24 protein-coding genes and 1 pseudogene are annotated in these 25,398 nt (G+C 73.4%); 17 read left to right on the forward strand and 8 right to left on the reverse strand.

The genetic code is table 11. The features are described 5' to 3' along the window. Nucleotides 1–6: 6 nt before the first annotated feature. The 9 genes from MNY60_RS07370 to MNY60_RS07410 all read left to right on the forward strand — a co-directional run bounded on the left by MNY60_RS07370 (nucleotide 7) and on the right by MNY60_RS07410 (nucleotide 10,684). Nucleotides 7–741, forward strand: a complete 735-nt coding sequence (locus MNY60_RS07370; RefSeq protein WP_242335826.1) for a CpsD/CapB family tyrosine-protein kinase — start codon at nucleotides 7–9, stop codon at nucleotides 739–741. 159 nt (nucleotides 742–900) lie between these two features. Beyond that, nucleotides 901–2,298: an exopolysaccharide biosynthesis polyprenyl glycosylphosphotransferase gene (locus MNY60_RS07375; protein ID WP_242360294.1), complete on the forward strand. Its 1,398-nt coding sequence runs from the start codon at nucleotides 901–903 to the stop codon at nucleotides 2,296–2,298. Further along, on the forward strand, nucleotides 2,298–3,308 hold the full coding sequence (gene yvcK / locus MNY60_RS07380; protein WP_242353656.1) for a gluconeogenesis factor YvcK family protein: 1,011 nt from the start codon (nucleotides 2,298–2,300) through the stop codon (nucleotides 3,306–3,308). The genes MNY60_RS07375 and yvcK overlap by 1 nt, the downstream gene beginning before the upstream one ends. A gap of 15 nt (nucleotides 3,309–3,323) precedes the next feature. Beyond that, nucleotides 3,324–4,460 carry a GNAT family N-acetyltransferase gene (locus tag MNY60_RS07385; protein ID WP_242353658.1) on the forward strand — a complete coding sequence of 379 codons (1,137 nt, stop codon included), beginning with the start codon at nucleotides 3,324–3,326 and terminating at the stop codon, nucleotides 4,458–4,460. Continuing rightward, on the forward strand, nucleotides 4,457–5,638 hold the full coding sequence (locus MNY60_RS07390; RefSeq protein ID WP_242353678.1) for a DegT/DnrJ/EryC1/StrS family aminotransferase: 1,182 nt from the start codon (nucleotides 4,457–4,459) through the stop codon (nucleotides 5,636–5,638). Before MNY60_RS07385 ends, MNY60_RS07390 begins: the two co-directional genes overlap by 4 nt. Further along, complete coding sequence (locus tag MNY60_RS24190; RefSeq protein WP_242360295.1) at nucleotides 5,635–6,846, forward strand: GNAT family N-acetyltransferase; 1,212 nt, start codon at nucleotides 5,635–5,637, stop codon at nucleotides 6,844–6,846. The genes MNY60_RS07390 and MNY60_RS24190 overlap by 4 nt, the downstream gene beginning before the upstream one ends. 70 nt (nucleotides 6,847–6,916) lie before the next feature. Beyond that, complete coding sequence (locus tag MNY60_RS07400; protein WP_242335842.1) at nucleotides 6,917–8,098, forward strand: polysaccharide deacetylase family protein; 1,182 nt, start codon at nucleotides 6,917–6,919, stop codon at nucleotides 8,096–8,098. A gap of 133 nt (nucleotides 8,099–8,231) precedes the next feature. Further along, the gene (locus MNY60_RS07405; protein WP_242360296.1) at nucleotides 8,232–9,533 is read left to right on the forward strand and encodes an O-antigen ligase; all 1,302 of its coding nucleotides are present in this window, start codon (nucleotides 8,232–8,234) and stop codon (nucleotides 9,531–9,533) included. Further along, nucleotides 9,518–10,684 (forward strand): glycosyltransferase, encoded by a 1,167-nt coding sequence (locus tag MNY60_RS07410; RefSeq protein WP_242335847.1) that lies wholly within the window; start codon nucleotides 9,518–9,520, stop codon nucleotides 10,682–10,684. Before MNY60_RS07405 ends, MNY60_RS07410 begins: the two co-directional genes overlap by 16 nt. Nucleotides 10,685–10,688: 4 nt before the next feature. Here MNY60_RS07410 and MNY60_RS07415 read toward each other — a convergent pair whose 3' ends face one another. Further along, on the reverse strand, nucleotides 10,689–12,224 hold the full coding sequence (locus MNY60_RS07415; protein WP_242360297.1) for an oligosaccharide flippase family protein: 1,536 nt from the start codon (nucleotides 12,222–12,224) through the stop codon (nucleotides 10,689–10,691). Between the two features lie 139 nt (nucleotides 12,225–12,363). Between MNY60_RS07415 and MNY60_RS07420 the strand changes: the two genes are divergently transcribed. Continuing rightward, nucleotides 12,364–13,152 (forward strand): DUF4262 domain-containing protein, encoded by a 789-nt coding sequence (locus tag MNY60_RS07420; RefSeq protein WP_242360298.1) that lies wholly within the window; start codon nucleotides 12,364–12,366, stop codon nucleotides 13,150–13,152. A gap of 146 nt (nucleotides 13,153–13,298) precedes the next feature. On the opposite strand, the gene MNY60_RS07425 is transcribed toward MNY60_RS07420, so the two are convergent. From MNY60_RS07425 to MNY60_RS07435, 3 genes are read right to left on the reverse strand one after another with little or no spacing between them, the layout of a single operon-like run. Continuing rightward, complete coding sequence (locus MNY60_RS07425) at nucleotides 13,299–14,129, reverse strand: succinate dehydrogenase/fumarate reductase iron-sulfur subunit (protein WP_242360299.1); 831 nt, start codon at nucleotides 14,127–14,129, stop codon at nucleotides 13,299–13,301. Next, entirely contained in the window at nucleotides 14,126–16,039 is a 1,914-nt protein-coding gene (locus tag MNY60_RS07430; protein WP_242335858.1) for a fumarate reductase/succinate dehydrogenase flavoprotein subunit, read from the reverse strand. The genes MNY60_RS07425 and MNY60_RS07430 overlap by 4 nt, the downstream gene beginning before the upstream one ends. Nucleotides 16,040–16,047: 8 nt before the next feature. After that, nucleotides 16,048–16,740 (reverse strand): succinate dehydrogenase cytochrome b subunit, encoded by a 693-nt coding sequence (locus tag MNY60_RS07435; protein WP_255821130.1) that lies wholly within the window; start codon nucleotides 16,738–16,740, stop codon nucleotides 16,048–16,050. A 90-nt stretch (nucleotides 16,741–16,830) separates the two neighbouring features. Between MNY60_RS07435 and MNY60_RS07440 the strand changes: the two genes are divergently transcribed. Further along, nucleotides 16,831–17,412, forward strand: coding sequence for a TIGR00730 family Rossman fold protein (locus MNY60_RS07440; RefSeq protein WP_242335865.1), 582 nt, complete (start codon nucleotides 16,831–16,833; stop codon nucleotides 17,410–17,412). A gap of 245 nt (nucleotides 17,413–17,657) precedes the next feature. Beyond that, nucleotides 17,658–18,818 (forward strand): hypothetical protein, encoded by a 1,161-nt coding sequence (locus MNY60_RS07445; RefSeq protein ID WP_242360300.1) that lies wholly within the window; start codon nucleotides 17,658–17,660, stop codon nucleotides 18,816–18,818. Between the two features lie 66 nt (nucleotides 18,819–18,884). Here MNY60_RS07445 and MNY60_RS07450 read toward each other — a convergent pair whose 3' ends face one another. Then, complete coding sequence (locus MNY60_RS07450; protein ID WP_242335870.1) at nucleotides 18,885–19,280, reverse strand: response regulator; 396 nt, start codon at nucleotides 19,278–19,280, stop codon at nucleotides 18,885–18,887. Continuing rightward, the gene (locus tag MNY60_RS07455; RefSeq protein WP_242335874.1) at nucleotides 19,277–20,623 is read right to left on the reverse strand and encodes a cell wall metabolism sensor histidine kinase WalK; all 1,347 of its coding nucleotides are present in this window, start codon (nucleotides 20,621–20,623) and stop codon (nucleotides 19,277–19,279) included. Before MNY60_RS07455 ends, MNY60_RS07450 begins: the two co-directional genes overlap by 4 nt. Nucleotides 20,624–21,071: 448 nt before the next feature. Here MNY60_RS07455 and MNY60_RS07460 point away from each other — a divergent pair, with 448 nt between their 5' ends. The 5 genes from MNY60_RS07460 to MNY60_RS07480 all read left to right on the forward strand — a co-directional run bounded on the left by MNY60_RS07460 (nucleotide 21,072) and on the right by MNY60_RS07480 (nucleotide 24,584). After that, entirely contained in the window at nucleotides 21,072–21,680 is a 609-nt protein-coding gene (locus MNY60_RS07460; protein WP_308197046.1) for a YeeE/YedE thiosulfate transporter family protein, read from the forward strand. After that, nucleotides 21,677–22,390 carry a YeeE/YedE thiosulfate transporter family protein gene (locus tag MNY60_RS07465; RefSeq protein ID WP_242335880.1) on the forward strand — a complete coding sequence of 238 codons (714 nt, stop codon included), beginning with the start codon at nucleotides 21,677–21,679 and terminating at the stop codon, nucleotides 22,388–22,390. Before MNY60_RS07460 ends, MNY60_RS07465 begins: the two co-directional genes overlap by 4 nt. A 43-nt stretch (nucleotides 22,391–22,433) precedes the next feature. Further along, on the forward strand, nucleotides 22,434–22,739 hold the full coding sequence (locus MNY60_RS07470) for a hypothetical protein (protein WP_242335883.1): 306 nt from the start codon (nucleotides 22,434–22,436) through the stop codon (nucleotides 22,737–22,739). Between the two features lie 103 nt (nucleotides 22,740–22,842). Continuing rightward, a complete protein-coding gene (locus MNY60_RS07475; protein ID WP_242335886.1) occupies nucleotides 22,843–24,219 on the forward strand; it encodes a cytochrome c3 family protein in 1,377 nt (458 codons plus the stop codon). Nucleotides 24,220–24,272: 53 nt separating this feature from the next. Further along, nucleotides 24,273–24,584: a helix-turn-helix transcriptional regulator gene (locus MNY60_RS07480; RefSeq protein WP_242335889.1), complete on the forward strand. Its 312-nt coding sequence runs from the start codon at nucleotides 24,273–24,275 to the stop codon at nucleotides 24,582–24,584. Nucleotides 24,585–24,636: 52 nt separating this feature from the next. On the opposite strand, the gene MNY60_RS07485 is transcribed toward MNY60_RS07480, so the two are convergent. After that, nucleotides 24,637–25,065 (reverse strand): hypothetical protein, encoded by a 429-nt coding sequence (locus MNY60_RS07485; protein WP_242335892.1) that lies wholly within the window; start codon nucleotides 25,063–25,065, stop codon nucleotides 24,637–24,639. Nucleotides 25,066–25,116: 51 nt separating this feature from the next. After that, nucleotides 25,117–25,398: pseudogene (locus MNY60_RS07490) on the reverse strand (hypothetical protein); the annotation flags it as partial.

Raw genomic sequence — 25,398 nt, forward strand, 5'->3', positions numbered from 1 at the left:
GGACCGATGATCCCTGCCGACACCCTTCAGGCCACCCACCCCGCCGCCGCGCCCGAGAAGAAGCTCGTGGCCCTGGCCGCGCCGGACTCGCCCGCGGCGGACCAGTACCGCGTGCTCTACCAGCGGCTCGCCCGCCTCGCGGCGCGCCGCGCCATGCGCGTCGTCGCCGTGACGAGCGCGAGCCGCGGCGAGGGCCGCACCACCACCGCAGCCAACCTGGCGCTCACCGCCGCGCAGGAGGGGCGCGCCGTGGTCCTCGTCGACGCGGACCTCCGCCGGCCGTCGGTGGCGAGCCTGTTCGGGCTCGCGCCGCGCGCAGGCGTCGCCGAGGTGCTCGACGGCACCGCCGAGCTGTCCCAGGCCATCGTGCGCGTCGGCATGCTGTCGGTGCTGTGCGCGGGCGAGGTGCGTGACCCGGTGGCGGCGATCCGCCACCCGCGCACCGCGGCGCTCGTGGAGCAGCTGCGGGCGGCGTACGACCTCGTCGTCCTCGACGCGCCCCCGGCGCTCGCCTTCGCGGACGGCGAGCGGCTCGCGGGGGCGGCCGACGCGGCCGTGCTCGTCGTGCGCGCCGGGGCGACGCCGCGCCAGGTCGTGCGGCTCGCGCTCGAGTCGCTCGGCGACCGGGCCGCGGGCGTGGTGCTGAACGACGTCGACCCGGAGTCCGTGGCGCACGGGCGCTGGCTGTACGGCGGACCCGGGGAGGCGGCGCCGGCCATCGCCGGCCGCCGCGCGGGGTAAGGACGGGCGCCCTCCCGCGCCGCCAGCGGCGGCGCGGAGGGGGCGTGGGAGGGGGGTGGCCACGACGCACGGTCGTGGCCGGAGACGGTGGCTCGGGTCCTGGCCCGTGCGCGGGAGCGCGCGCCGGGCACGGCGGTCGGGGTTGGACGGGGAGGGGACTTGGTCCGGGTCTTCAACCATTGGTTCTCGCCGCGCAAGGCGGCGTACTTCTTCGCCGAGGAGACGGTCCTCGTGCTGGCGCTGCTCGCGGGCGCGTCCCTCGGGCCGGTCGCCGCCCAGGCGACGAGCTCCGTGGGAGGGCCGCCGATGTACCCGGCGGTGCTCCGCGCCGCGCTCGCCTCCGTGTTCTTCGCGGGCGCGCTCTACCTCGGCGACCTCTACGACCTCCACGCGGCGGTGCGCGATCGCGCGGACGGGCGGCGCCTCCTGCGGGCGATCGGCGTGGCCGCGATCGCCATCGCCCTCGCCGACATCGCGCTCGACCTCTTCCTGCCCGGGTGGATGCTGCACCGCTCGCTCGTGCTCGCCGCCGCGGGCGGCGCCTTCGGCGTCATCGCCGCCCGCGTCCTCATGCCGGCCGTCGTCGGCTCGCCGACCCGGGTCGTCTTCCTCGGGACCGGCGCGCGGGCCCGCGACCTCGCGCGCGCGATGGAGCGCGAGGCGGACGGGCTCTACCGGGCGGTCGGCTTCGTGAGGCCCCAGCGGTCGCTCGCCCCGGCCGCGGTCCCGGCGGACGCGATCCTGGAGGGCTCGCTCGGCGAGGTCGCGCGCCGGGAGCGCGTCCAGATCGTGGTGGTCGCCATGGAGGACCGGCGGGAGGGCCTGCCCATCGACGACCTCCTGACGCTCCGCACGCGCGGTCGCCGGGTGGTGGACGACGTGGGCTTCGCCGAGGCGACGCTGCAGCGCATCCCGCTGTCGCTCGTGCGTCCCAGCTCGCTCATCTTCGACGACGGCTTCCGCGTCTCGCGCGGCACGCGCACCGTCAAGCGGGCGCTCGACCTCGCCGTGTCGCTCGTGATGCTCGCCGGGGCGGCGCCGATCATGGTCGCCACCGCGATCGCGATCTGGCTCTCCGACGGCCGCCCGATCTTCTACTCGCAGGAGCGCACCGGACGCAGCGGCACGCCGTACCGCGTGTGGAAGTTCCGCACCATGCGCCGCGACGCCGAGCAGCACGGCGCGGTGTGGGCGACCGAGCAGGATCCCCGCGTGCTGCCGCTGGGCCGCTTCCTGCGGCGCGCGCGGCTCGACGAGCTGCCGCAGCTCTGGAACGTGCTCCGCGGCGACATGAGCCTCGTCGGCCCGCGCCCGGAGCGGCCGGTGTTCCTCTCCGAGCTGAAGGTGCGCTACCCGCTCTTCACGCTGCGCGAGCTCGTGAAGCCGGGCCTCACCGGGTGGGCGCAGCTCAAGTACGGGTACGGCTCCACGATGGAGGAACAGGCCCGCAAGCTCGAGTACGACCTCTACTACATCAAGAACGCCTCCCTGTTCCTCGACCTCGTCTGCCTCCTCGCCACCGCGAAGGTGGTGCTCCTCGGGAAGGGGGCGAAGTGATGGTGCTCGAGGAGCTCGTCCCCCGGCCGGTGCGCGCACCCGACGCGCGATCCGTGCACGTCGTGGCGGTGGGCGGCGGGACCGGGCTGCCCCGGGTCCTCGAGGGGCTCGCCGCCGGCGACGGAGAGCCGGACGAGGAGCCCGCGGTGGAGCTGACCGCCGTGGTCACGACCGCGGACGACGGGGGGAGCTCCGGCGAGCTCAGGCGGCGCTACGGCGTGCCCGCGCCGGGCGACGTCCGCAACTGCCTCGTGGCGCTCGCGGCGGGAGCGCCGCTCGCGTCGGTGTTCCAGCACCGCTTCGAGGGGGGCGGCGAGCTCGCCGGTCACACCATCGGCAACCTCGTCCTCACCGCGCTCGCGCAGCGGCTCGGCGACTTCGGCCAGGCGGTGGAGGCCGCGGCCGGGATGCTGGGCGTCCGCGGTCGGGTGGTCCCCGCCACGGCGACGCCGGTCGAGCTCGTCGCGGAGCTGGACGATGGCCGGATCGTGCGCGGCGAGACCGCCATCGCGGCGGCGCGCGGCCGCGTGGCGGAGCTGCGGCTCGCCGGCGCGGCCCAGGCCTCGAGCCAGGCGATCGAGGCGATCCTCGGCGCGGACCTGGTGGTGCTGGGGCCGGGCAGCCTCTACTCCAGCGTGCTCGCCGGGCTCCTCGTGCCGGGCATCCCGGAGGCGCTGCGGACGACGGGCGCGACGCGCGTCCTGGTCGTGAACCTCTTCACGGAGGCCGGCGAGACCGACGGCTTCGACGCCGCCGATCACGTCCGCGCCGTGCAGCGCCACCTCGGGGACGTGGTGGACGTGGCGCTCGCGCAGCGGCCCCCGCTGCCCGAGGACGTGGTGGCGGCCTACGCCGGGGAGGGTGCGGTCCCGGTGCGGGTCGAACGTGCGGCGATCGACGCCGCGGGCGCGGTCCCGGTCGTGACCGACTTGCTCGCCGAGGGAGAGCGCGGGCGCCACGACCCCCGGAAGCTCGCGCGCGCGCTGCTCGCGATCGCGCGGGTCCGCTGAGGAGGGGACGACACCTTGGTCCAGACCGCCGAGACCCTCCTCGCGCCCGCCCACGAGCCCGCCGGCTCGCGCTACCGCGTCGAGGAGCTGCAGGGGCGCGCCGCCTTCGACGCGCTCCGGGACGAGTGGAACGGGCTGCTCGCGCGCGGCCCGGTGGACGTCCCGTTCGCCCGTCACGAGTGGATCTCCGCCTGGCTCGACGCCTTCGCGCCGGACGCCCCGCTGCGGGTGCTCGTCGCGCGCACCCGCGCCGGCCGGGCCGCCGGGATGGCCCCGCTCCTCTTGCAGCGCGAGCGCGGCGTGACGCGGCTCGTCGCCCCTGCGAACGACCACTCCTGCCGGGTGGAGTGGGTCCTCGGGGAGGACGCCCCCGGCGCGGTCGCGGCGCTGTGGGGCCACCTGCGCGACCGGATCCGCTGGGACGTGCTCGTGCTGCGGGACGTCCCGCGCGAGGGGCCGACCTCGGTGCTGCTGGAGGCGGCCGCGCGCGCGGACCGTCACCTCGCCGGGCGCTGGGAGTCGCTGCGCACGCCCTACGTCGAGCTGTCCGAGAAGGGCGCCGAGGAGCGCACGAGCGCGAAGTTCCGCGCGAACCTGCGCCGGCGCGCGAGGCGGCTCGGCGAGCTGGGCGCGGTCGCGCTCACGCGCGTGGACGGCGCCGAGGGGCTCGACGTGGCGCTCGCGGAGTTCTTCGCGCTCGAGGCGAGCGGGTGGAAGGGGCAGGGCGGCACCGCCATCGCGCTCGCGCAGCCCCTCGTGCAGTTCTACGCGCGCATCGCGCGGGACGCCGCCCAGCGCGGGGCGCTCGCGGTGCGCGCGCTCACCCTCGACGGCCGCGCCATCGCGGTGCACCTCGGCGTGGTGCACCGCGGCGTCTATTACCTCCCGAAGACGGCGTACGACGAGCGCCTCGGCCAGGTCTCGCCCGGGCAGCTCCTCCAGCGGGAGGTGCTCGCCGAGTGCGAGGCGCGCGGCCTCTCGCGCTTCGACTTCCTCGGCCCCGACATGGAGTGGAAGCGCGACTGGGCTCCGGCCCACGCTCCCCATGACTGGCTCTACGTGTATCGCCCCTCCTTCGCCGGCAGGGCCATGCACACGTTGAAGCACCGGGTCCGCCCGGCCGTGAAGGAGGCGCTCTCGTGGTGGCGATGAGTCGGGCGGTGGCGGCGCGGACCTGGCCGACCGCGCGCGAGGCGCGCAGGCGCTACATCCCGGCCCTGCCCACGCTCTGGCCGAGGATGCTCTCTCCCCTGGCCGCCTCCCGGCCGCCCGCCTTCCCGTTCGGGGCGCGGCGCACGACCCACTTCTACCTGGCGCGGAACGCGGTCTACCACGGCGCGCGGCTGCTCGGGCTCACGGGCCACGAGGTGCTCGTGCCGGCCTACCACCACGGCGTGGAGGTGGGGGCGCTCGCCGCGGCCGGCGCGTTCCCGCGCTTCGTGCGGGTGGACGCTCGCATGCGCCTCGACCTCGAGGACCTCGAGGCCAAGATCGGCCCCCGCACCCGCGCCCTCTACGTCATCCACTACGCCGGCTTCGCGCAGCCGATGGACGAGGTGACGGCGATCGCGCGGCGGCACGGGCTGCCGGTGGTGGAGGACTGCGCGCTGTCGCTCCTCGCCGCCGAGGGGACCCGGCCGCTCGGGTCGGTGGGCGCGCTCGGGATCTTCTGCTTCTACAAGACGCTCCCGGTGCCGAACGGCGGCGCGCTCGTCGTGAACGACCCGTCCGTGCGCGGCGAGGTCCCGCAGCCGGAGGCGGCGCCGCTCGCGTCCACGCTCTCCCACGCGACCGGCTCGCTCCTCCAGAACGCCGCGTTCCGGCTCGGGGACGCGGGCGAGGCGCTCCGCGGCGCGGCGCGGCGGGCGTACTCGTACGTGCGCGGCGCGACCGGAGTCCACCCGGTCTCCACCGGCACCATGACGTTCGACCTCGCGACGGTCGATCTCGGCATGAGCTCCCTCTCCGAGCTCATCGCCCGGCGGCTCGACGCCGAGGCCATCGTCGCGGCGCGGCGGCGCAACTACTTCCTCCTCCTCGGCCGGCTGCGCGACCGGGTGGTGCCGATCTTCCCGGAGCTGCCCGCCGGCGCGAGCCCGCTCTTCTACCCGCTCCTCTGCGACGACAAGGCAGCCGTGGCCGCGCGGCTCGCCGCGCGCGGCGTCGAGACGGTGGACTTCTGGCGCACCGGGCACCCGCTCTGCCCCGAGGAGCCGTTCCCGGACGTCGCGATGCTCCGGCGGCGCGTGCTCGAGCTCCCCGTGCATCAGGACCTGCAGCCCGACGACATGGCATACCTCGCCCGCTGCGTGAGGGAGGCGCTCGAGTGACGCCCACCAGCCCAGCGCCCGCCGGGGAGCGCGCCGCCGGCCTCACCGTCGTCGAGCACCGCGACCCCGCGCGCCTCGCGGTCCTGAAGGAGGAGTGGCGCGCGCTCTTCGACGCCGCCCAGGCGCCGTCGCCGTTCCTCTCCTGGGAGTGGCTCCACACCTTCCACCGCTGCTTCGCCGCGCGCCGGCCGATCTGGATCCTGGAGGCGCGCGACCGCGACGCGCGGCTCGCCGGGCTCCTCGTGCTCTCGGCGCGCCCGGGGCTCGTGGGGGAGCGGCGCTTCAGCCTCCTCGGCAACGGCCTCACCGGCGCGGACGGCCTCGACGTGCTCGCCCGGCCCGAGCACGCGGCCGCCGCGCGCGAGGCGATCGCGCGGGCGCTCGCGGCGGGGGCCGCGGCGTGGGACGTCCTCTGCCTCGAGGACCTCCCCTGCGGCTCGCCGACCGTCGCCGCCCTGCGCGCTGCCATGGCGCCGCGCGGAGTGCGGGCGCAGGTGGAGCGCGGCTTCGTCTGTCCCGGGTTCGTCGTGCGCGGCACCTTCGAGCAGCACCTCTCCAGGATCCGCCGGCGCGAGACGTACGCGCGGCGGGTCCGCTGGCTCGAGAAGCAGGCGGGCTTCCGGATCGAGGTCGCTGCCGCGGACGAGGCGACCGCCGCCATGGACGACTTCCTGCGGCTGCACCGGCTGCGCTGGGAGGTCGAGGGCGGCTCCTCCGGCATCCCGCCCGGGCCCGTCGAGGAGTTCCACCGCGAGGTGGCGCCGCTCCTCGCCGCGCGCGGCTGGCTGCGCATGTACCGCCTGTTCGTGGGGCGCGACGCGATCGCCGCGGTCTACGGCCTCGAGGTGGGCCGCCGCTTCTTCTACTACCAGTCCGGCTACGACCCCGCCTGGTCGGCCCGGAGCCCCGGCGTCGTGCTCGTCGGGCGGACGGTCGCGGACGCCTACGCGCGCGGCCTCACCGACTACGACTTCCTGCGCGGCACCGAGGCCTACAAGATGGACTGGGCCTGGGATCGCCGCGAGACGTGCAGCGTCCGCCTGCAGGCGCCGTCGCTGCGCGCCGGGACCGCCGTCGCCGCGGAGGAGGCGTTCCGGGCGGCGCGCGGGATCGCGAGGTCCGTCGCGCCGGAGCGGGTGTGGGGGGCGCTCAGGCGCGCGAGGCGATCGCTCGAGGCGAGCGCGCTGGCGGGCGCGCGCGGCGGCTGACTGGCGGTACGGCGGGGGTGGGGCCGCGCCGCGCGGCGGCGAGGTCGAAGGTGAAGAAGAGAGGCGGAAGATGCCGGAGCGTGCGGACAACAGCCCGAAGTGGATCCTGAGGCGGGCGGTGAAGGTCGCGGCGGCGGGGACCTTCCTCGCGGCGGGGGTCCACCGCGCGGTGCGGACGTGGCAGCGGCGGCAGGCCGGCGGGACCCGCGTGGTCATCCTCTCGTACCACCGCGCCACCCTGGACTTCGAGGCGAGCGCCCGCGAGTCGATCGCCTCGATGTTCATCTCCGCGCAGACCCTGCAGCGCCAGATCGAGGACATCGCGCGCACCCGCGAGATCGTGTCGCTCTCCGACGCGCGCCGGATCCTGGGCGAGCCGCCCGGCACGCGCCGCCGCGACGCGTTCGTCGTCACCTTCGACGACGGCTACGCCGACAACCACCACGTGGCGATGCCGGTCCTCGCCGCGCTCAAGGTCCCGGCCACCTTCTTCGTCGCGACCGGCTACACCGGCACGGCGAAGCGTTTCCCGCACGACCGCCTCTACGCCTCGCTCACCGAGATCGCGCGGCGCGGGATCCCGGTGGAGCGGGCAGGGCTGCCGGGGCCGCTGCAGTCCTTGCTCACCGCCTGCGCGGAGCCCGGGCCGGCCGCGACCCTCGACCGGCTCATCGCGCGGCTCCCGCACGATCGGCTGGTGGCGATCGCGGGCGCCCTCGAGGCGCGGACCGGCCTCGCCGAGCAGGACCTCCCCGACGACACGCGCGCGATGACCTGGGAAGAGCTCGCGGAGCTGCGCGGCGCGGGGATGGACGTGGGCGGCCACACCGTGAACCACGCGGTGCTCTCGAACCTGCCGCTCCAGGAGGCGCGCCGCGAGATCGCCGGCTGCAGCCAGATGATCGCGGAGCGGCTCGGGCGCCCGCCGCTCCACTTCGCCTATCCGAACGGCTACTACACGCCGGCGGTGCGGCACGCGGTCGCCGAGTCGGGGTTCGAGACGGGGGTCACCACGGAGGATCGCGAGAACGTGCGCGGCGGCGACCCGTACGCGATGTCGCGCAAGGTGCTCTGGGAGAACTCGACGCTCGGCCCGATCTCCTACAGCGCGGCGCTCGCCATCTGCAGCCTGGACAGCGTCTTCCACACGCTGGGGCTCGCGCGGCACGTCTCGGGCGAGCGCCCGGACGCCCTGTCCGGAGCGGTGGACGACGAGGCGCACGCGGCCGGCCGCGAGCGCGCGGCCTCGTGAGGTGCGGCGTGCGCTCGGGACCGACAGGCCCACCCCCTCGTCGAGCACGCCTGCCTGGCTGCTCAGCGGACCCCGAACGGACGGTGGCCGGGCGAGCCAGGGTGCGCGCACCTTCTGACCCACAGAGGTGGACATGACGGCTCACGCGGACGCAGCGACTCTCGACTCGGCGCTCCTCGCGCGGCAAGCGTGGATCGAGCGCGCGAGCCGGAGGTGGCACCTGCTCGTGCACGGCGCCACGCTCGCGTTCGTGGTGATGCTTTACTCGAACCCGCAGTTCTGGTGGCCGTGGTTCGAGCAGTTCCGGCTCGCCTTCGTGGCGATGGCGGTCGGAGCCTTCGCGCTGCTCATGCACCGGGTGACCTCCGGCGAGCGGGTGCGGGTGGGCGGTCCGGGCGTGGTCCCGCTCCTCGTCTACCTGTCCTTCGTGCCGCTCTCGCTCGCCTGGACCATCTCGCAGACCGACACCCTCGGCGCGACGGTCGAGGCCGCCAAGATGGCGGTGGTCTTCGTCGTCGTGCAGAACGCGGTGGACGGCCCCCAGCGGCTCAGGCGCTTCATGCTCGTGGGGACCCTCGCCGCGCTGGGCCCGGCCCTCGGGGCGATCGACGTCTGGCGCAACGACGACGCCCTCATCGACGGGTTCCGCACGCACTGGCGCGGTCCGTACGCCGATCCCAACCGCCTCGCGATGTGCCTCATCGCCGTGATGCCCTTCGCCCTCTACGGCGCGGTCACCGCGAGGAAGCGCTGGGCCCGCGTGGCGTTCGCCGCCGCCTTCGCCGCCCAGATCTCGGCCATCGTGCTCACCCACTCCCGCTCCGGCTCGGTGGCCGCGGCCGTCGCCATCGCGCTCTTCCTGTTCCGCGGCAAGAGCCTCAGCACGGCGAGGAAGCTCGTCGCCGCCTCGGCCATCGCGCTCGGCCTCGTCGCGTTCGCGCCCTCGAGCTTCTGGGAGCGCAACGCCACGATCACGCAGTACGAGACGGACGTCTCCGTCGAGGGGCGCGAGAACGCCTGGAAGGTGCTGGGCGTGATCCTCGAGGAGCGCCCGTTCACGGGCGTGGGCGCGAGCGCGTACCTCCAGGCCTGGGGTCGCTACGCGCCGCTCGAGGCGGGCGGGCGCCGCTACGTCGCGCACAACATCCTGCTCGAGATCGTCGGCGAGCTCGGGGTGGTCGCGTTCCTGCTCTTCTGCGCGTTCGTCGCCTGGCTCATGCCGAAGCTGTGGCGCGTCGGCGCGGATCCGCTCGTCGGCACCGAGGCCCGCGCGGTCTTCGCGGCGCTCGCGGGCTACCTCGTCATCGAGATGGCCAACGGGTACTCGCTGTCCTGGTTCCTCTACTTCCTGTTCGCCTGCGCCCTGGTGACGATGCGGCTCTCGCGCGAGCGGGCGGCGCTCGGGGGGGAGCTGCCGCCGTGGGCCGCCCGCTGAAGATCCTCGTCTTCCAGGACCGCTTCCAGCTCGGTGGGCAGGAGCGTCAGACCGTCCTCAACGTCCGGACGATGGAGCGTTCGCGCTTCGAGCCGGTGGTCGCGACCCTGCACGACGACGGCGAGCACCTCGCGGACCTCGCCGCGGAGGGTGTCCGCCCGTTCGTGTTCGACGTCGGGAGCAAGCTCCTCAGGGCGTACACGCTGCTCCAGGTGGCGCGCCTCGTGCGCTTCGTCCAGGAGGAGCGGGTCCGGATCGTCCACGCCCAGGACCTCCGCACGAACGTCCTCGGCGTGGTCGCGGCCCGCCTCGCCGGCGTCCCGTCGATCGTCACCCGCGTGGATCTCGGGCACCAGCTCCCCGGCCTGCACCGCCCCGCGCTCGTGCTCGCGTCGCGCCTCGCCGACCGGGTGCTCGTGAACGCGCTCTGCATCCGCGACCAGGCCGTCCGCGACGGAGTGGCGCCGGACCGCGTCGTGGTGGTGCGGAACGGCGTGGATCTCGGCGAGCTCGACCGCGCGGCGCGCCGCGCCCCCGAGGCCCCCGCGCCGGACGCCGGCGCGATCGTCTGCGTCGCGAACATGCACCATCCCGTGAAGGGCCAGACGGACCTCCTCCACGCGATGCGGGAGGTCGTGCGCGCCCGGCCCGAGGCGCGCCTCGTGCTCGTCGGCGACGGCGCGCGCCGGCCGCTCCTCGAGCGGGCGGCCCGCCAGCTCGGGGTTGCCGAGCACTGCCACTTCCTCGGCCACCGCCGCGACGTGGCCTCACTCCTCGCGCGGGCGGAGGTGGCGGTCTCGCCCAGCTACGCCGAGGGGATCTCGAACGCCCTCCTCGAGGCGATGGCCGCGCGCCTCCCCGTGGTCGCGACCTCGGTGGGCGGGACTCCGGAGCTCGTCCACGAGGGCGAGGAGGGCTTCCTCGTCCCGCCCGGCGCGCCGGCCGTCCTCGCGCGGCGCCTCCTGGAGCTCCTCGACGACGCTCCCCTGCGGCGGCGCATGGGCGAGCGAGGTCGGCGGCGGGTCGAGCGTGAGTTCTCGGTCGAGCAGATGCGCGCGAGCTACGACGCGCTGTACGAGGACCTGACCGGGCTCGACGTCCCGCGCCTCGTCTACGGCGCGGTGCGCCGCGAGGGGGCGCAGGCCCGCTGAGCTTTCACGGAGCCCCGGCCGGCCGGCGCGAGCGGATCGCGGCGAGCGCGGCGGCCGGGCGCACGCCCGTCATCCAGAGCACCGCGACGTAGATCGCGCCGCCCACGAGCCCCGCGATGGCGAGCGGCACGAACCGATACAGGGCGGTCGCGGCGGCACCTGGCGCCTCCAGCGCTGGGGCCGCGCGGAGGACCGCGACGCCGGCGATCGCGGCGAGCGTCCCGCCGATCCCGGCCCGCGAGATCTCGCCCCAGGGCACGAGTGCCTGCAGCGGCGGACGGACGCCCGCGTCGGCGAGCGCGCGCGGAAGCCGGGCCGCGAGCATCGCCTTGCCGACGAGCTCCGCCGCGACGTAGGACCCGACCCCGCCGAGGATCCCGAAGCGGCTCACGCCGGCCCACACGAGCGGCACCGTCGCGACCGCCTTCACGACGTACGCGCGGAACAGGTGCCGCGTCTCGTTGCGGGCGCGGAGCGCGGCGTCCATGGGGAAGATGCCGAACGGGATGGCAAGCAGCCACACGCGGAAGATCGTGGCGGAGGCCGCGAACCGCTCGCCGAACACGGCGACCACGAAGTCCGGGGCGATCGCCCACAGGAAGACGACGCCCGGCAGGAGGTAGCGGGCGAGGTGGCCCGCGGCCTCGCGGAAGACGGCGACGCTCTCGCCCGCGCGTCCCGCCTTCTCGAGCGCGCCGAGGCGCACCATGAGGACCTCGCCGGTGGGCGTGTACAGCAGATCCACGAACGGCGGGTCGAAGCAGCCGGCCGCGTAGATCGCGAAGAGGGCGGGGCCGACGGTGCTCGCGACGACGTACTGGTGGGCGTACTGCTGGGGGATCGCGACGAGCATCGCCATCCCGAACGGGAAGGCGTACGCCAGCTGTCCCGCGAAGAGGCGCCGGTCGAGGAGGGGGCCTCGCTTCCCGCCCAGCATCACCGCCCAGGCGGCCACGAGCCGGAGCGCGGCGAGCAAGGTGAGGGTGGTCATCATCGCCCCCAGGCCGCGGCCCGTGGTGGCCGGCACCACGAACGCGGCGGCGCGGGCGCTGTCCCACACGAGGTAGGTGAGCGCGGAGCGGCGCGTCTGGCCCTGGCTCGTCATCGAGAGCTCGAGCGGGGACGCGGCGACGGTGAAGCCCGTGTAGAGCGCGAGGAGCAGGCGATGGTCGAGCAGCCCTGGGTTCTCGAAGGCCGCGGCCACGCGCGGCATCGCGGCGAACAGCCCCACCGCCGCCACGCCGCCCGCCGCGAGCAGGAAGAGCAGGGTCTGGCCGAAGTAGACGCGCCGGTGGGTCGTGCGCGGAATGAAGTAGTAGAGGCTCTGCCCGACGCCCAGCGGGAGGATCGACGAGAGCGTCAGCGCGATGAGGAAGAGCTGCTTGTACGTGCCGTACTCGGCGAGCGGGAGGACCCGCGCGAGCACGAGCGGGATCGACAGCGTCAGGATTGCGGTGAAGAGGCGCGCCGCGATGAGCGGCCCCGCCTGTCTCATGAGGGACGCCCCGCCCGGATCCGCCGCGTCGGTCTCGGCCGCCATTCCACAAGACGGTCGGGCTCCGTGCGTGGCGCGGCAACGGGGCGCCGCGGCGGCCACCCCGGAGGGCTACCGGCATGACGCGCTGGGACGCCCGTGACACCCCGTGACAAGCAGGCACCGAAGTGGTCTGCTCCCGTCGATGTCCAGCGATCGCGCCGCCGTGTGCAAGCACGTGGCCGAGGGTGGCGCGCCCATCCTGGCCGCGGCCCGCGGCCGAGACGGGGGCGCGGAGTGGCGGTTCCGGTGCGGGCGCGCCCCGCACGACGCCGCCGACGACCGCGACTGGACGCTCGACGCCGTGGTGGCGCGCGACCCGTCGTGCGTCGAGATCGTGCTGCACCCACGCGGAACGACGCTCGGCCGCGCCGGCCTCGGGGAGCGCTGGCACGTCCGGGAGGGCCCGCTCCCGCTCCCCACGCGACCGTCGCGCCGCTGGCCGTCGCTCGATCCGCGCTATCCGCCCCGGCGCGGCGAGCCGCTCGACGCGCTCGACCTCCGCGTGCTCGCGGACGTCGCCGAGGGCGGGTGGCACGTCATCCAGGCCGAGGGCGCGGGCGCGGAGCACGCCTTCACGGTCGGGCTGTTCCGCTCGTTCGATCACCCGGAGGTCATCGTCTTCGGCCTCGACGCCGCGACTCGCGAGGCCGCGCTCGACCGCCTCGGCGCGCGCGTGCGCGCCGGGGAGCGGTTCGAGGAGGGCGGCGTCGTGGACGGGATCCTCGTGGACCGGCCGGTCGCGTTCCGGCCGGTCGCGCGCCGTCACTACCCGGCGTACCTCGGCTACGCAGGCTGGTTCCACGGCGGCCCGCGCTTCCCGGCGCTGCAGGCGGTGTGGCCCGACTCGGAGGGACGGTTCCCGTGGGAGCGCTGGTTCTCGCACGCGCTCCGGGATGCGCAGCCGCTCCTCGCCGAGCTCGAGCCGGCCTAGGTCTCCGCGCGTCCGTCCGTCCACGTCGCGCGGGAGAGCTCGCCGCGCCGCACCCTCGAAATGCCACCGCCCCGCGCACGCCGCGAGGTCGCGGCGCAGGCGGGGCGGGGCTCGCCGGCGCGGAGCCGGCGGGGACGGCTGACGGCTTACGGCTCCTTCTTGGGCGGCTCGGCCTCGAAGAAGCGCATCGCCGCGGAGGGCGGCAGCGCCGCGAGCGTCTGCACCTCGTTGGCGTACCCGCCGAGCGTCGCCTTGATGAAGTCCTTGTTCATCCGCGAGATGACCTCGAGCTTGATGCCGGCCGGGCAGACCGCCTCGCACTCGCCGATCGTCGTGCAGTGACCGAAGCCCTCGGCGTGCGCCTGGCTCGTCATGGCGATCGCGCGCCCCATGCGCTCGGGCTGACCCTGAGGCAGGTGGCCGAGGTGCGCGATCTTGGCGCCGGTGAAGAGCGCCGCCGCGGCGTTCGGGCAGGACGCGACGCACGCGCCACACCCGATGCACGCCGCCGCCTCCATCGCCTTGTCGGCGGACGGCTTCGGGATGAGGATCTGGTTCGCCTCGGCCGCGCTGCCGGCGCGGGTCGAGGTGTAGCCGCCCGCGGCGATGATGCGATCGAGGGCGGACCGGTCGACGATGAGGTCGCGCAGCACCGGGAACGCCGACGCCCGCCACGGCTCGAGGCGCAGCACGTCGCCGTCCTTGAAGTGGCGCATGTGCGTCTGGCACACGGTCGCGTTGCGGAGCGGCCCGTGCGCCTCGCCGTTGATGAGGAAGCCGCACATGCCGCAGATGCCCTCGCGGCAGTCGGAGTCGAACGCCACCGGCTCCTTGCCCTCCGAGACGAGCTGCTGGTTCAGCACGTCCAGCATCTCGAGGAAGGACATGTGCTCGTTGACGTTCGGCACCTCGAACCGCTCGAAGCGGCCGGGGTCGCGCGGGTTCTTCTGACGCCAGATGTCGAGGGTGATCCTCACTTGTAGCTCCGCTGAGCGAGGTGGATGTTCTCGAACACGAGTGGCTCCTTGTTCAGGACGGGCGTCGTTCCGACACCCTTGAACTCCCAGGCCGCCACGTACGCGTACTCGTCATCGTTACGCTGCGCCTCACCGTCCGAGGTCTGGTACTCGACCCGGAAGTGGCCGCCGCACGACTCGTTCCGCTGGAGCGCGTCGTAGCAGAGCAGCTCGGCGAGCTCGAAGAAGTCGGCGACCCGGCCGGCCTGCTCGAGCTGCTGGTTGAGCTCGGCGCCCGAGCCGGTGACCCGCAGCTCCTTGTAGAACCTCTCGCGGAGCTCCGGGATGACGGAGAGCGCGTGCGTGAGGCTCTCCTTCGTCCGCGCCATGCCGCAGTCGTTCCACATGATCTCGCCGAGCTCGCGGTGGAGCTGGTCGGCGCTCTTCTTGCCGCCGATGGACATGAGGCGCTTCGTCCGCTCGTTCACCTCGCGCTCGGCGTCCTTCACGGCCGGGTGGGAGGTGTCCATCTTCGCGAAGCCGCCGCGGGCGAGGTAGTCGCCGACGGTGTACGGCAGGACGAAGTAGCCGTCCGCGAGCCCCTGCATGAGCGCGCTCGCGCCGAGGCGGTTGGCGCCGTGGTCCGAGAAGTTCGCCTCGCCGCCCACGAACAGGCCGGGGAGGTTGGACATGAGGTTGTAGTCCACCCAGAGGCCGCCCATCGTGTAGTGGACGGCAGGGTAGATGCGCATCGGGACGTCGTGCGGGTCCTCACCGGTGATCCGCTCGTACATCTCGAACAGGTTCCCGTAGCGCTCGTCCATGACCTTCCGGCCGAGCCGCTTGAAGGCGTCGCGGAAGTCCAGGTAGACGCCGAGGCCGCCGGGACCGACGCCGCGCCCCTGGTCGCAGACGTTCTTCGCCTGGCGGGAGGAGATGTCGCGCGGGGCGAGGTTGCCGTACGTCGGGTAGATCCGCTCGAGGTAGTAGTCGCGGTCGGACTCGGGGATCTCGTTCGGCGGCCGCTTGTCGCCGGCTGCCTTCGGCACCCAGACGCGCCCGTCGTTGCGGAGCGACTCGCTCATCAGCGTGAGCTTCGACTGGTACTCGCCCGACTTCGGGATGCAGGTCGGGTGGATCTGCGTGTAGCAGGGGTTCGCGAAGAACGCGCCCTTGCGGTGAGCGCGCCAGATGGCCGTGGCGTTCGAGCCCTTCGCGTTCGTCGACAGGTAGAAGACGTTGCCGTAGCCGCCGGTGGCGAGCACCACGGCGTCGGCGACGTACGAGGAGATCTTGCCGGTGACGAGGTCGCGCACCACGATGCCGCGGGCGCGTCCGTCGACGACGATGAGCTCCATCATCTCCGTGCGGACGAACTGCTTCACGGTGCCGGCGGCCACCTGCCGCTGCAAGGCCTGGTAGGCGCCGAGCAGGAGCTGCTGGCCCGTCTGGCCGCGCGCGTAGAACGTGCGGGAGACGAGGGCACCGCCGAAGGAGCGGTTCGCGAGCGCGCCGCCGTACTCGCGGGCGAACGGGACGCCCTGCGCGACGCACTGGTCGATGATGTTCGCGGACACCTCGGCGAGGCGGTAGACGTTCGCCTCGCGGGCGCGGAAGTCGCCGCCCTTGATGGTGTCGTAGAACAGGCGCTGCACCGAGTCGCCGTCGTTCTGGTACGACTTGGCGGCGTTGATGCCGCCCTGCGCGGCGATCGAGTGCGCGCGGCGGGGAGTGTCCTGGAAGCAGAAGTTCAGGACCTCGTAGCCGAGCTCACCGAGGGACGCCGCGGCGGCCCCGCCGGCGAGGCCGGTGCCCACCACGATGACCCGGTACTTCCGCTTGTTGGCGGGGTTGACGAGCTTCAGGTCGAACTTCTGCTTCTGCCACTTCTGCTCGATGGGGCCAGAAGGGATGTGCGCGTCGAGCGGCATGTCTTTGTTCACCCCACGAGGCCGAGGATGACGGCCAGCGGAACGGCGGAGAACCCGAGCGTCAGGAGCACGGCAAAGCCGATCGCGAACTTCTGGATCGTCGGCGAGATGCCGCGGTTCGAGAGGCCGAGCGACTGGAACATCGAATAGAGCCCGTGCCAGAGGTGGAAGCCGAGCCCGATCATCGCGACGAGGTAGATGGCGGCGCCCACCGCGCGCGACAGGCTCGCGACGAGGTTGGCGTACACCTGCCCGTGCTCGAACCTCGGGTTCACCACGCCGATCGTGAGATCGAGCAGGTGGTAAACGACGAAGAGGAGGATGAGCAGGCCGCTCCAGATCATCGTCCGCGAGGCGGTGGACGAGACCACCGGACGGTAGTCCTGGTAGCCCACGGGGCGCGCGCGCTGGCGTTCCATCCAGAGCTCGATGCCCGCGAGCGCGTGGACGAACACCGCCACGAGCAGCACGATCCTCGTGAACCAGAGGAACGGCGGGGAGATGCGGAGCAGCTCCGCATAGTGATTGATTTTCGCGGCACCCTGGAAGACCTGCAGGTTGCCGATCATGTGAACGAGGACGAACAGGAACAGCACGATCCCCGTCACAGCCATCAGCGCCTTCTTACCGACGGCGCTGTTCCACAGGGCGCCCAGGCGCGTAGCGCGGGGCGCGGACACCGGACTCACGGAGGTCGACATAGAGGCCGACACGGTGCCAGACCACGCGCGGGTATGCTAGTCCCGGGAGGGGCCCTTTGCGGGCCAGACTGGTCCGTTAATTTGCGGCGCATGAAACGCATCTGCGTGTTCTGCGGCTCCTCCCCCGGGATCAACGGTTCGTACGTGGCGATGGCGCAGGAGGTCGGGAGGGCGCTCGCGAGGCGCGGGCTCGGCCTCGTGTACGGAGGCGGGAGCGTCGGGCTCATGGGCGCGGTGGCGAGCGCCGCGCTCGAGGCGGGCGGCGAGGTGGACGGGGTGATCCCGCGAGCGCTCCTCGCGCGCGAGCTCGGCCACGGCGGCCTCACGCGGCAGCACGTGGTCGGATCGATGCACGAGCGCAAGGCGAAGATGGCGGAGCTCTCCGACGCCTTCCTCGCGCTGCCCGGCGGGATGGGCACGCTCGAGGAGCTCTCCGAGATCCTCACCTGGGCGCAGCTCGGCCTCCACGCGAAGCCCTGCGGGCTCCTCGACGTCGCCGGCTATTACCGCCCGCTCATCTCCTATTTCGATCATGCGGTGACGGAGGGCTTCCTTCGGTCCGAGCATCGCCGGCTCATCCTCGTCGGAGAGGAGCCCGGAGCGCTGCTCGACGCGTTCGACCGGTTCGAGCCGCCGCGCGTGCAGAGGTGGATCGATCCCGAGACCGCGTGAGGCAGCGGGCGGGGCGTGAATCCCTTGCGACACGCGAGCCGCCCGCCCACAGGGGGAGGCGGTCGGCGCGGGCGGGCGGACGGTCCGCCCGTCCCCGAGGGATCGGGCCGGGATGGCGAAATGCCCGTGATGTCGCGGTGCGGCACGGCACCCGGGCTGCGGAGCCCGGCGGCCTGCGGGAGCGGCACGCTTGTCGCTAGTGTGCTCGGAAGGGACGGGCCCTGGGGTCCGTCCGGAGGACGAACATGCTCGCGATCCTGCTCGCCGCGGCCCTGGCCGCCGCGCCGGCGCAAGACACGGTGGTCATCAAGGACGGGACCCGGGTCACCGGCACCATCGTCGAGGAGAGCCCGTCGACGGGCGTCACGATCCAGCTCGAGGACGGCACCCTGCGGCGCTTCGACCCCGACGCGATCGCGCGGATCGAGCGCGGCGGTGGCGCGAGGCAGGCGAGCCCGGCCGGCCCGCCGCAGTCGCAGCCGCCCGGGCCCGCGGCGACCGCGCCGCAGGAGCCGAGGAGCGCCCCACCGGTCGTGCAGGGGCCGCTCGACACCGTCTTCCTCGTGAGCGGCGGACGCGTCCGCGGGCGCGTCATCGAGGAGGTCTCCGAGGGCGTGACGATCCAGCTCCCCGACGGGACGACCCGGCGGATCCCCGCGGAGCAGATCGCGCGCATCGCCTACGCGGACGGCTCGGTGCGCGTGCGCCGCGAGCCCTATCCGCGCCCTCCGCCACCGCGGCGTCCGCCACCGCCCGCGGGGCCGCCGTACGCGGGCCCGCCGCCGTACGCTCAGCCTGCCCAGGCGCGCCCGCAGCGAGGCCTCGCGCCCATCCTCCCCGTGTACGCCTCCTTCGGGCTGGGAGGGATCGGCTTCGGCGGCGACATGGGAGATGGGATCGACACGGGCGACGTGCTCGAGGGGCAGCTCGACCTCTGGTTCGAGGGCGGCGCGCGCATCACGCCCGCCATCGGCCTCGGCCTGTACCTCGACGTGGGCGTCGGTGACGCGGGCAACATGTACCGGGACGCCTGCTCCGCGGCGGGGCTCGACTGCATGTCCTCGACGGTGAAGTTCGGCGTGCTCCTCAGGCACACCTGGGGCGCCACCTCGCCGGTCGGCAAGTGGCTCGCGGTCGGCACCGGCTTCGCCGCGGCGAATGTGACGACGTCGAACGGCGACAGCCACGAGCTCGTCTCCTACACCGGCCACGAGATGCTGCGCCTCATGGGCGGCGTCGATCTGCGCTCGAACCCGGTGTTCGGCGTCGGCCTCTACGGCGGCGTCTCGTGGACCACCTACACGCGCATCGAGGAGGAGGGCCTCGGCCTGCCCCGCCGCTCGATCGACGACCGCGGGCTCCAGCCGCTCTTCGAGGCGGGCGTGCGGTTCACGCTATTCCCGTAGCGAGGGCGCTAGACGACAGTTTGGGGGCTCGCTTCGCTGGCCTGTTCGCGAGTCATGATCGGCCGTTCAGCGCGTCGCCGGCGCCCCCTCCGCCCCCTCCGCCGTTGAGAGGTGCCGCGCCACCGTCGCGAGGACGTCCTCGAGCTCGAACGGCTTCGACAGCCACCCCTCGGCGCCGATCTCCTCGGCGCGGCCCCGCGCGTTCTCGGCGGCCGTCACGACGACGATCGGGCAGGCGTGCCCGAAGCGGGTACGAAACTCGCGCGCGAACTCCCACCCGTTCATGCCGGGCATCCGCATGTCGAGGAGGATCACGCCCGGCATCTCCTCGGCGACGCGGGCGAGCGCCGCTCCGCCTTCCTGGGCGGTCCGCACCTTGTGGCCGGCGTCCTCGAGGATCATCTCGAGCAGGGCGAGGAGGTCCGGATCGTCCTCGACGACGAGCACGCTGCGCGAGGTCATGCGGAGCCCTCCCCGGCGAGCGGCACGCTGAAGTGGAAGGTGGAGCCGCGGCCCGGGGCGCTCTCGAACCACATGCGCCCGCCGTGGAGGGCCACGATCTCGCGGCTCATGTCGAGGCCCAGGCCGAGCCCGCCGTAGTCCTGCGGCGTGCCCGCGTGGGCGCGGTAGTAGCGCTCGAAGATCCGGGCCTGACGCTCGGGCGGGATGCCGAGGCCGTGGTCCTCCACCGAGAAGATCGCCTCGCCGTCCCGCGACTCGACGCGCGCCGAGACCGCGCCGCCGCCGGGGGAGTAGCGGACCGCGTTGTCGACGAGGCTCGTGATCACGCGCGAGAGCCGTTCGCGATCGGCGAGCACCTGCGCCGGCACGGTCGCGACCGAGAGGGCGTGGGCCGGCGCGGCGGGTCGCATGCGGGACACGACCTCGCCGGCGAGCGCGCCGAGGTCGAAGTGCTGCAGGTGCCCCTCGCGCGCGTCGAGCCGGAGGCGCGTCGTGTCGAGGAGGTGCTGGACGAGCCTGTTCAGGCGGTCCACCTGGCGCTGGATGACGACGAGCGCCTGCGCCTCGCCGGGATCTCGCTTCTGGAGGAGCTGGGCATACGCCTTGATCACGGCGAGGGGGGTCTTGAACTCGTGCGCGGCGGTGGAGAGGAACTCGTCGCGCAGCTCGTCCAGCCGGCGCGCGGGCGAGACGTCGCGCAGCACCGCGACGGCGAGCTCCGTTCCGCCGCCCGGGACGAGCACGGGGGAGGCGGTGACGGAGAGGAACACGTCGCGGCCGTCGGCGGAGCGGATGATCGCGTCGTACGCGGGCACCCGCTCGCCCTTGAGCGCGCGGATCGTCGCGAAGCGCTCGAGCGGGACCGGCGTGCCGTCGAGGTGGCGCAGCTGGAAGCGCTTGCCCCACTCGGCGATCGGCATGAGCAGCGCCTCGCGGCTGCCGACGCGCAGGAGCTCGGCCGCGGCCTGGTTCGCCTCCACGATCTGGGTGTCCGCGTCCACGACGAGCACCGCGTCCGCCATGCTCTCGATGGTGGCGCGGATCTCTGCGCCGCGCGTGCGCAGGCCGCGCTCGCGGCGCCCGATGAGCGCGTACAGCATCACGGAGGTGACCGCGACGAAGGCGATGCCCTTCGCGGTCTGGATCATCGTCCCGGCGTGATCGCCGATCAGCAGCTCGACGGCCCGATCGGACAGCTCGATCCAGACGGCGGAGAGCAGCGCGTAAGCGGCGACGATGCGGCCGGGCGGCCAGGGCAGGCGCCGCCGCCAGCGTGAGGCGCGGGGCGGTTCGGAAACGTTCGGTCGAGGCTCGCCCGCGCGCTGGGAGGGGCCAGGGGGCACTCGGACTGTCTAATCCGTGTGACGGGACCTTGTCATCTCGCCCGGACGGGACAGGTTCGGTTTCACTGATAGAGAACTCGTGATGGGGAGCCCATCGTGCGGCGGGGCGGTCGCCGCCTCGCGGATCGCTCACCCGCGCGCGGCGCATCGATTTGCGTACTCGGCTCGCGAGCACGCACCGGTTGCGCGCCGGAGGACGGGAGGCGGCGGCGCGGGGAGGGGGTGCGGGCCTCCGAAGCCCGCGAGAAATGGGCGGAAGCGCCGCAGGGTCGGGGATGGGTGCGGCGGTTGCATAGCGAACTAGCGATGTCGCTATGTCTTCTTCGGCAGGACGCAGAGGCCGGCCCCGCGGGGCGGCGCGGGCGCCCGCGGGCGAAGCGGTGCGCGAGGCCCCGGACGCTCGCCGCCGCCGCGGCGCGGGCGGTGGAGCCGGGCCGCCTGCCGAGCGGTGGAAGAACCCTTCGGGGAGGCATGGGCTCTCTCGCTTGAGCTCGGACTGGCGCGGCTCGTCGAACGGGCCGCGCGCGACGCGGAGGAACGGATGGAGAGGAACCCCAACAGATTCTGGAACCCCTACGCCGGAGGCGTGGCGCTCGGGCTGGTGCTGCTCGTCACGTTCCTGCTCATGGGGAAGGGGCTCGGAGCCTCGGGCGCGACGTACCGGGTCGGCGTGTGGGCCGTGTCCGGCCTGGCGCCCGCGCACGCGGAGCGAGTGCCGGCCATCGCCGGCATGCTCGAGGACGGTCACCCGCTCGACGACTGGCTCGTGTTCGAGGTCGTGGGCGTCCTCATCGGCGGCGTCCTCGGCGCGATCACCTCGGGGCGCTTCTCGCGCGAGGTGCTGAAGGGCCCGAGCTTCTCGAGCGGCGGCCGGATCGGCTTCGCGATCGCGGGCGGCGTGATCATGGGGTTCGCCGCCAAGCTGTCGCGCGGCTGCACCTCCGGGCAGGCGCTCTCGGGCGGCGCGGCCATGTCGGTCGGGTCGTGGGCCTTCATGCTGTCGGTGTTCGCGGGCGGCTACGCGGTCGCCTACTTCCTGAGGAGGCAGTGGCGATGACGACGATCTTCCCCATCGAGGCGCTCTCCGACGAGCGCCGCGCCCTCGGCCTGGGCGTCGCGGTCGTCGTCGGGATCGCGTTCGGGTTCGTGCTCGAGCGCTCCGGCTTCGGGCGCGCCCAGAAGCTCGTCGGGCAGTTCTACGGCTACGACTTCACCGTCCTCAAGGTGATGTTCACGGCGATCGTGACGGCGATGCTCGGGCTCGTCGTGCTCTCCTCCGCGGGGGTCGTGGACCTCGCGGCCATCCAGTTCAACTACCCGACCTACCTCTGGCCGATGATCGTGGGCGGCCTGTTGCTCGGCGCGGGGTTCGTGATGTCCGGGTACTGCCCCGGCACCTCGCTCGTCGCGACCGCCTCCGGCAAGCTCGACGGCGTCTCGACGGTCTTCGGCGTGGTCGTGGGCGGCCTCGTGTACGCGCACGTCGAGCCGGCGCTCGGCGCGTTCCCGAACTCGGGCAAGCTCGGCGCGCTCTCGCTCTCCACCTGGCTCGGGCTCCCCGCGCCGATCGTCGCCGTCTTCGTCGTGGCGTTCGCGATCGCGGCCTTCTTCGCGGGCGAGCGCATCGAGCGCCTCGTCGCCGGAGCGGCCCTCGCCGAGAGCCCGTCGGGCGCGGCGAAGAAGTGGATCTTCGTCGGCCTGGTCGCGGTGGCCCTCGCCGGCGTCGCGATGCTCGCCCTGCCCACCGGCACCGCTGCGGCGCCCTGATCCCGCCGCCGCTCACCCCGCAGTCGACACAAGGAGAAGCAAGATGAAGAAGATCCTGTCCGCCCTGACCCTCGCCGTCGCCTTCACCCTCGCGACCGCGACCCCCGCGCACGCCGAGGAGAAGATGCTCGGCACGGTGACGAAGATCGACCTCGCCGGCGCGACGGCGACGGCGACGCTCAAGGACTCGAAGAGCGGCTCGCTCGTCGATCTGCTCGTGGACGACACCGTCACGCTCGACAAGTTCAAGGACAAGCGGATCGGCGTCGGCGACGAGATCAAGGCCAAGTTCGAGAAGAAGGACGGGAAGAACCACTCCACGTTCTTCAAGAAGGCCGGCGGCTGCTAGCGACGCTCTGGCTCCCCTCCAGAGGGCCGGAGCAGGGCTGCAGCGCACGTCCCCTTGCGCTGCAGCCCTTTTTTTCAGATCACACGCTGAACGGAGAGTGAAAATGCGCATCCTGTCCCGCACCCTCGCGCTCGCCGCGGCCCTCGCCGCCGCGCCCGCGCTCGCCGCCGAGCACCCCGGAAACGACGTCATCCGCGAGAAGGGCTACAAGGGCCCGGAGACCTGCGAGGAGTGCCACCCCGGCACGGCGAAGGCGTTCCTCGGGACCGTCCACTGGAAGCACGCGTCCAAGGTGACGAACGTGGACAACCTTGATCCCAAGCTCGAGTACGGGATGAAGAACCGCATCTACACGTTCTGCAACGGCAACGACGTCGTCAACGATCTCAAGGAGATCCCGCAGAACGCGCTCGGCAAGACGAAGCTCACCGGCTGCAACACCTGCCACCCCGGCAACCACCTCGCCGGCGTGGGCTCGGACGGCGCGGAGGCGGAGGCCGCCATCGACTGCCTGGTGTGCCACTCGGCCAAGTACGACTACTCGAAGCGGAAGCCCTACAAGACCCCCGACGGCAAGGTCGCGATCGGGCAGGACCGGAGCGTCGAGGCGGCCCTCGCGGTGGGCAAGCCCACCGTCAAGGCCTGCATGACCTGCCACGAGACGGCGGGCGGCGGCACGCTCATCAAGCGCGGCTTCGCGTTCGACGCCGAGCACGACGCGCACGCCGCGAAGGGCATGACCTGCGCCGACTGCCACAAGGCGAAGGACCACAAGATCCCGACGGGCTTCGATCCGAACAACTGGGCGAACGACGGCGTCCGCGTGGCCTGCGCCGACTGCCACGGCGCCAAGCCGCACAAGGACGCGGACTACGACGCGCACGTCGCGAAGATCGCCTGCCAGACCTGCCACATCCCGACCTCGGGCGGCGCGGTGGCGAAGGACTTCACGAAGTGGTCGAAGGACGCGTCGACGGGCTTCTGGGAGCCGTCCACCATCAAGCGGGAGCCGGCGGGCACGAAGCCGGTCTACGCGTGGTTCAACGGCTCCGTCCGGAACGAGCCGCACTTCATCGGCCCCAAGGGCAGCCGGGCCGACCCGAAGAGCAAGATCACCCCGTTCAAGATCTACGAGGGGCGCGCCTACTACGATCGCCGCACGGGCAAGCTCCTCTCCATGGACTTCGCCCAGCCGACGGCGACCGGTGACACGCTCGCGGGCGTCGCCTCCGCCGCGAAGACGCTCGGCCTGAAGAACGTCGACCCCGTCCCCGGCTGGCAGACCATCTACTTCGCGAACAGCCACCTCGTGACGAGGCAGAAGGCGCTGTCCTGCGATCGCTGCCACACCGCGAACGGGCAGCTCGACTTCGAGGCGCTGGGCTACTCGAAGGGCGAGATCGCCCGGCGCAAGCTGAAGAGCGCGGAGCTCTGGTTCGACCGGCTCCACGACAAGGAGCAGAAGAAGGAAGAGTTCTAGGTCCCCCGGCGCGGGCGGGCGCCCGTCGCCCGTCCGCGCTATCCTGTCCCTCCGTGTCGAACCTTCGTCCAGAGCCCCCCCTCGCCTCCGACCCCGCCCGCGCCGGGCGGATCGCGGAGGTGCTGAAGGCCGTCGCGCACCCGCTGCGGCTGCGCATCGTCGCCTCGCTCTGCCGCGAGGAGCTGAACGTCTCGACGCTCGCGGAGCGCCTCGGCGCGAGCCAGGCGATCGTCTCCCAGCAGCTGCGCATCCTGCGCAGCCTCGGGCTCGTGGCCGCGACGCGCGAGGACGGCTTCGCGCGCTACCGGCTCGCCGAGCCGGCGCTCGAGGACCTCGTCTGCTGCATGGAGCGCTGCGAGCGCTGAACGACGGCTGGCGACGCGCGGTCGCCCTCGGTGCCGCGCATCGTCCCGCCGTTCAGGCGCCGTCGAGCTGCCGGTCCTGGCGGCCGGACGCCGAGGCGAGCCCGATGAGCATCGCGTAGACGAGGGCGACGACCGGGGTCGCGACGAGCACGGCGCGCGGCCCCTCGATGACGTGCCCCGCGTCGCCGGCGAAGTGGAGCGCGAGCTCGCAGGCCTGGCGCACCACGGTCGCCCCGACGGCGTACAGGCCGACCTGCCACCAGCGCGTCAGCCGCCACCCCACGATGAAGCAGGCGACGAGCTCCGGCGCGAAGAGGGCGCCCCACATCCAGCCTGGCACGGTCCCGGTGGCGGCGAGAGACGCCACGATGGCGCCGCGGTGGATGACGAAGTGCGAGAACGCGTGCGCGGCCAGGATGCCGCACAGCGACACCCCCAGCCAGGGCAGCTCGCCCCTGACGCTCCGGCCCCCATGTGTCATTCGGTCGCACTCCAGCATGGGGGCCGGAGTGGACGCAAATCCAAACGTGGACTAGCGAGCGCGGTCTCGTCCGCGCCCGCCGCCGGGCTGGCGGCCGGGCGCGTCGCCCGCGAACGCGGCGGAGAGCCAGCGCCAGAGCGCGGCGGGGGTCGGCGCGAGCCGCAGCGCGGCCCACCGCACCCGCCGAAGGTCCCGCCCGCGGGCGTGCCCCTCGAGGCCCCGGAGCAGGGAGCGCGCCTCCTCGCGCTCACCCTCGGCGGCGAGCGCCGGCGCGAGCGCGAGCCGCGCCTCGAGGTGCAGCGGCTCGAGCTCCAGCGCGCGGCGCCGGAGCGA

Source organism: Anaeromyxobacter sp. SG17 (assembly GCF_022690695.1).
GTDB lineage: Bacteria > Myxococcota > Myxococcia > Myxococcales > Anaeromyxobacteraceae > Anaeromyxobacter > Anaeromyxobacter soli.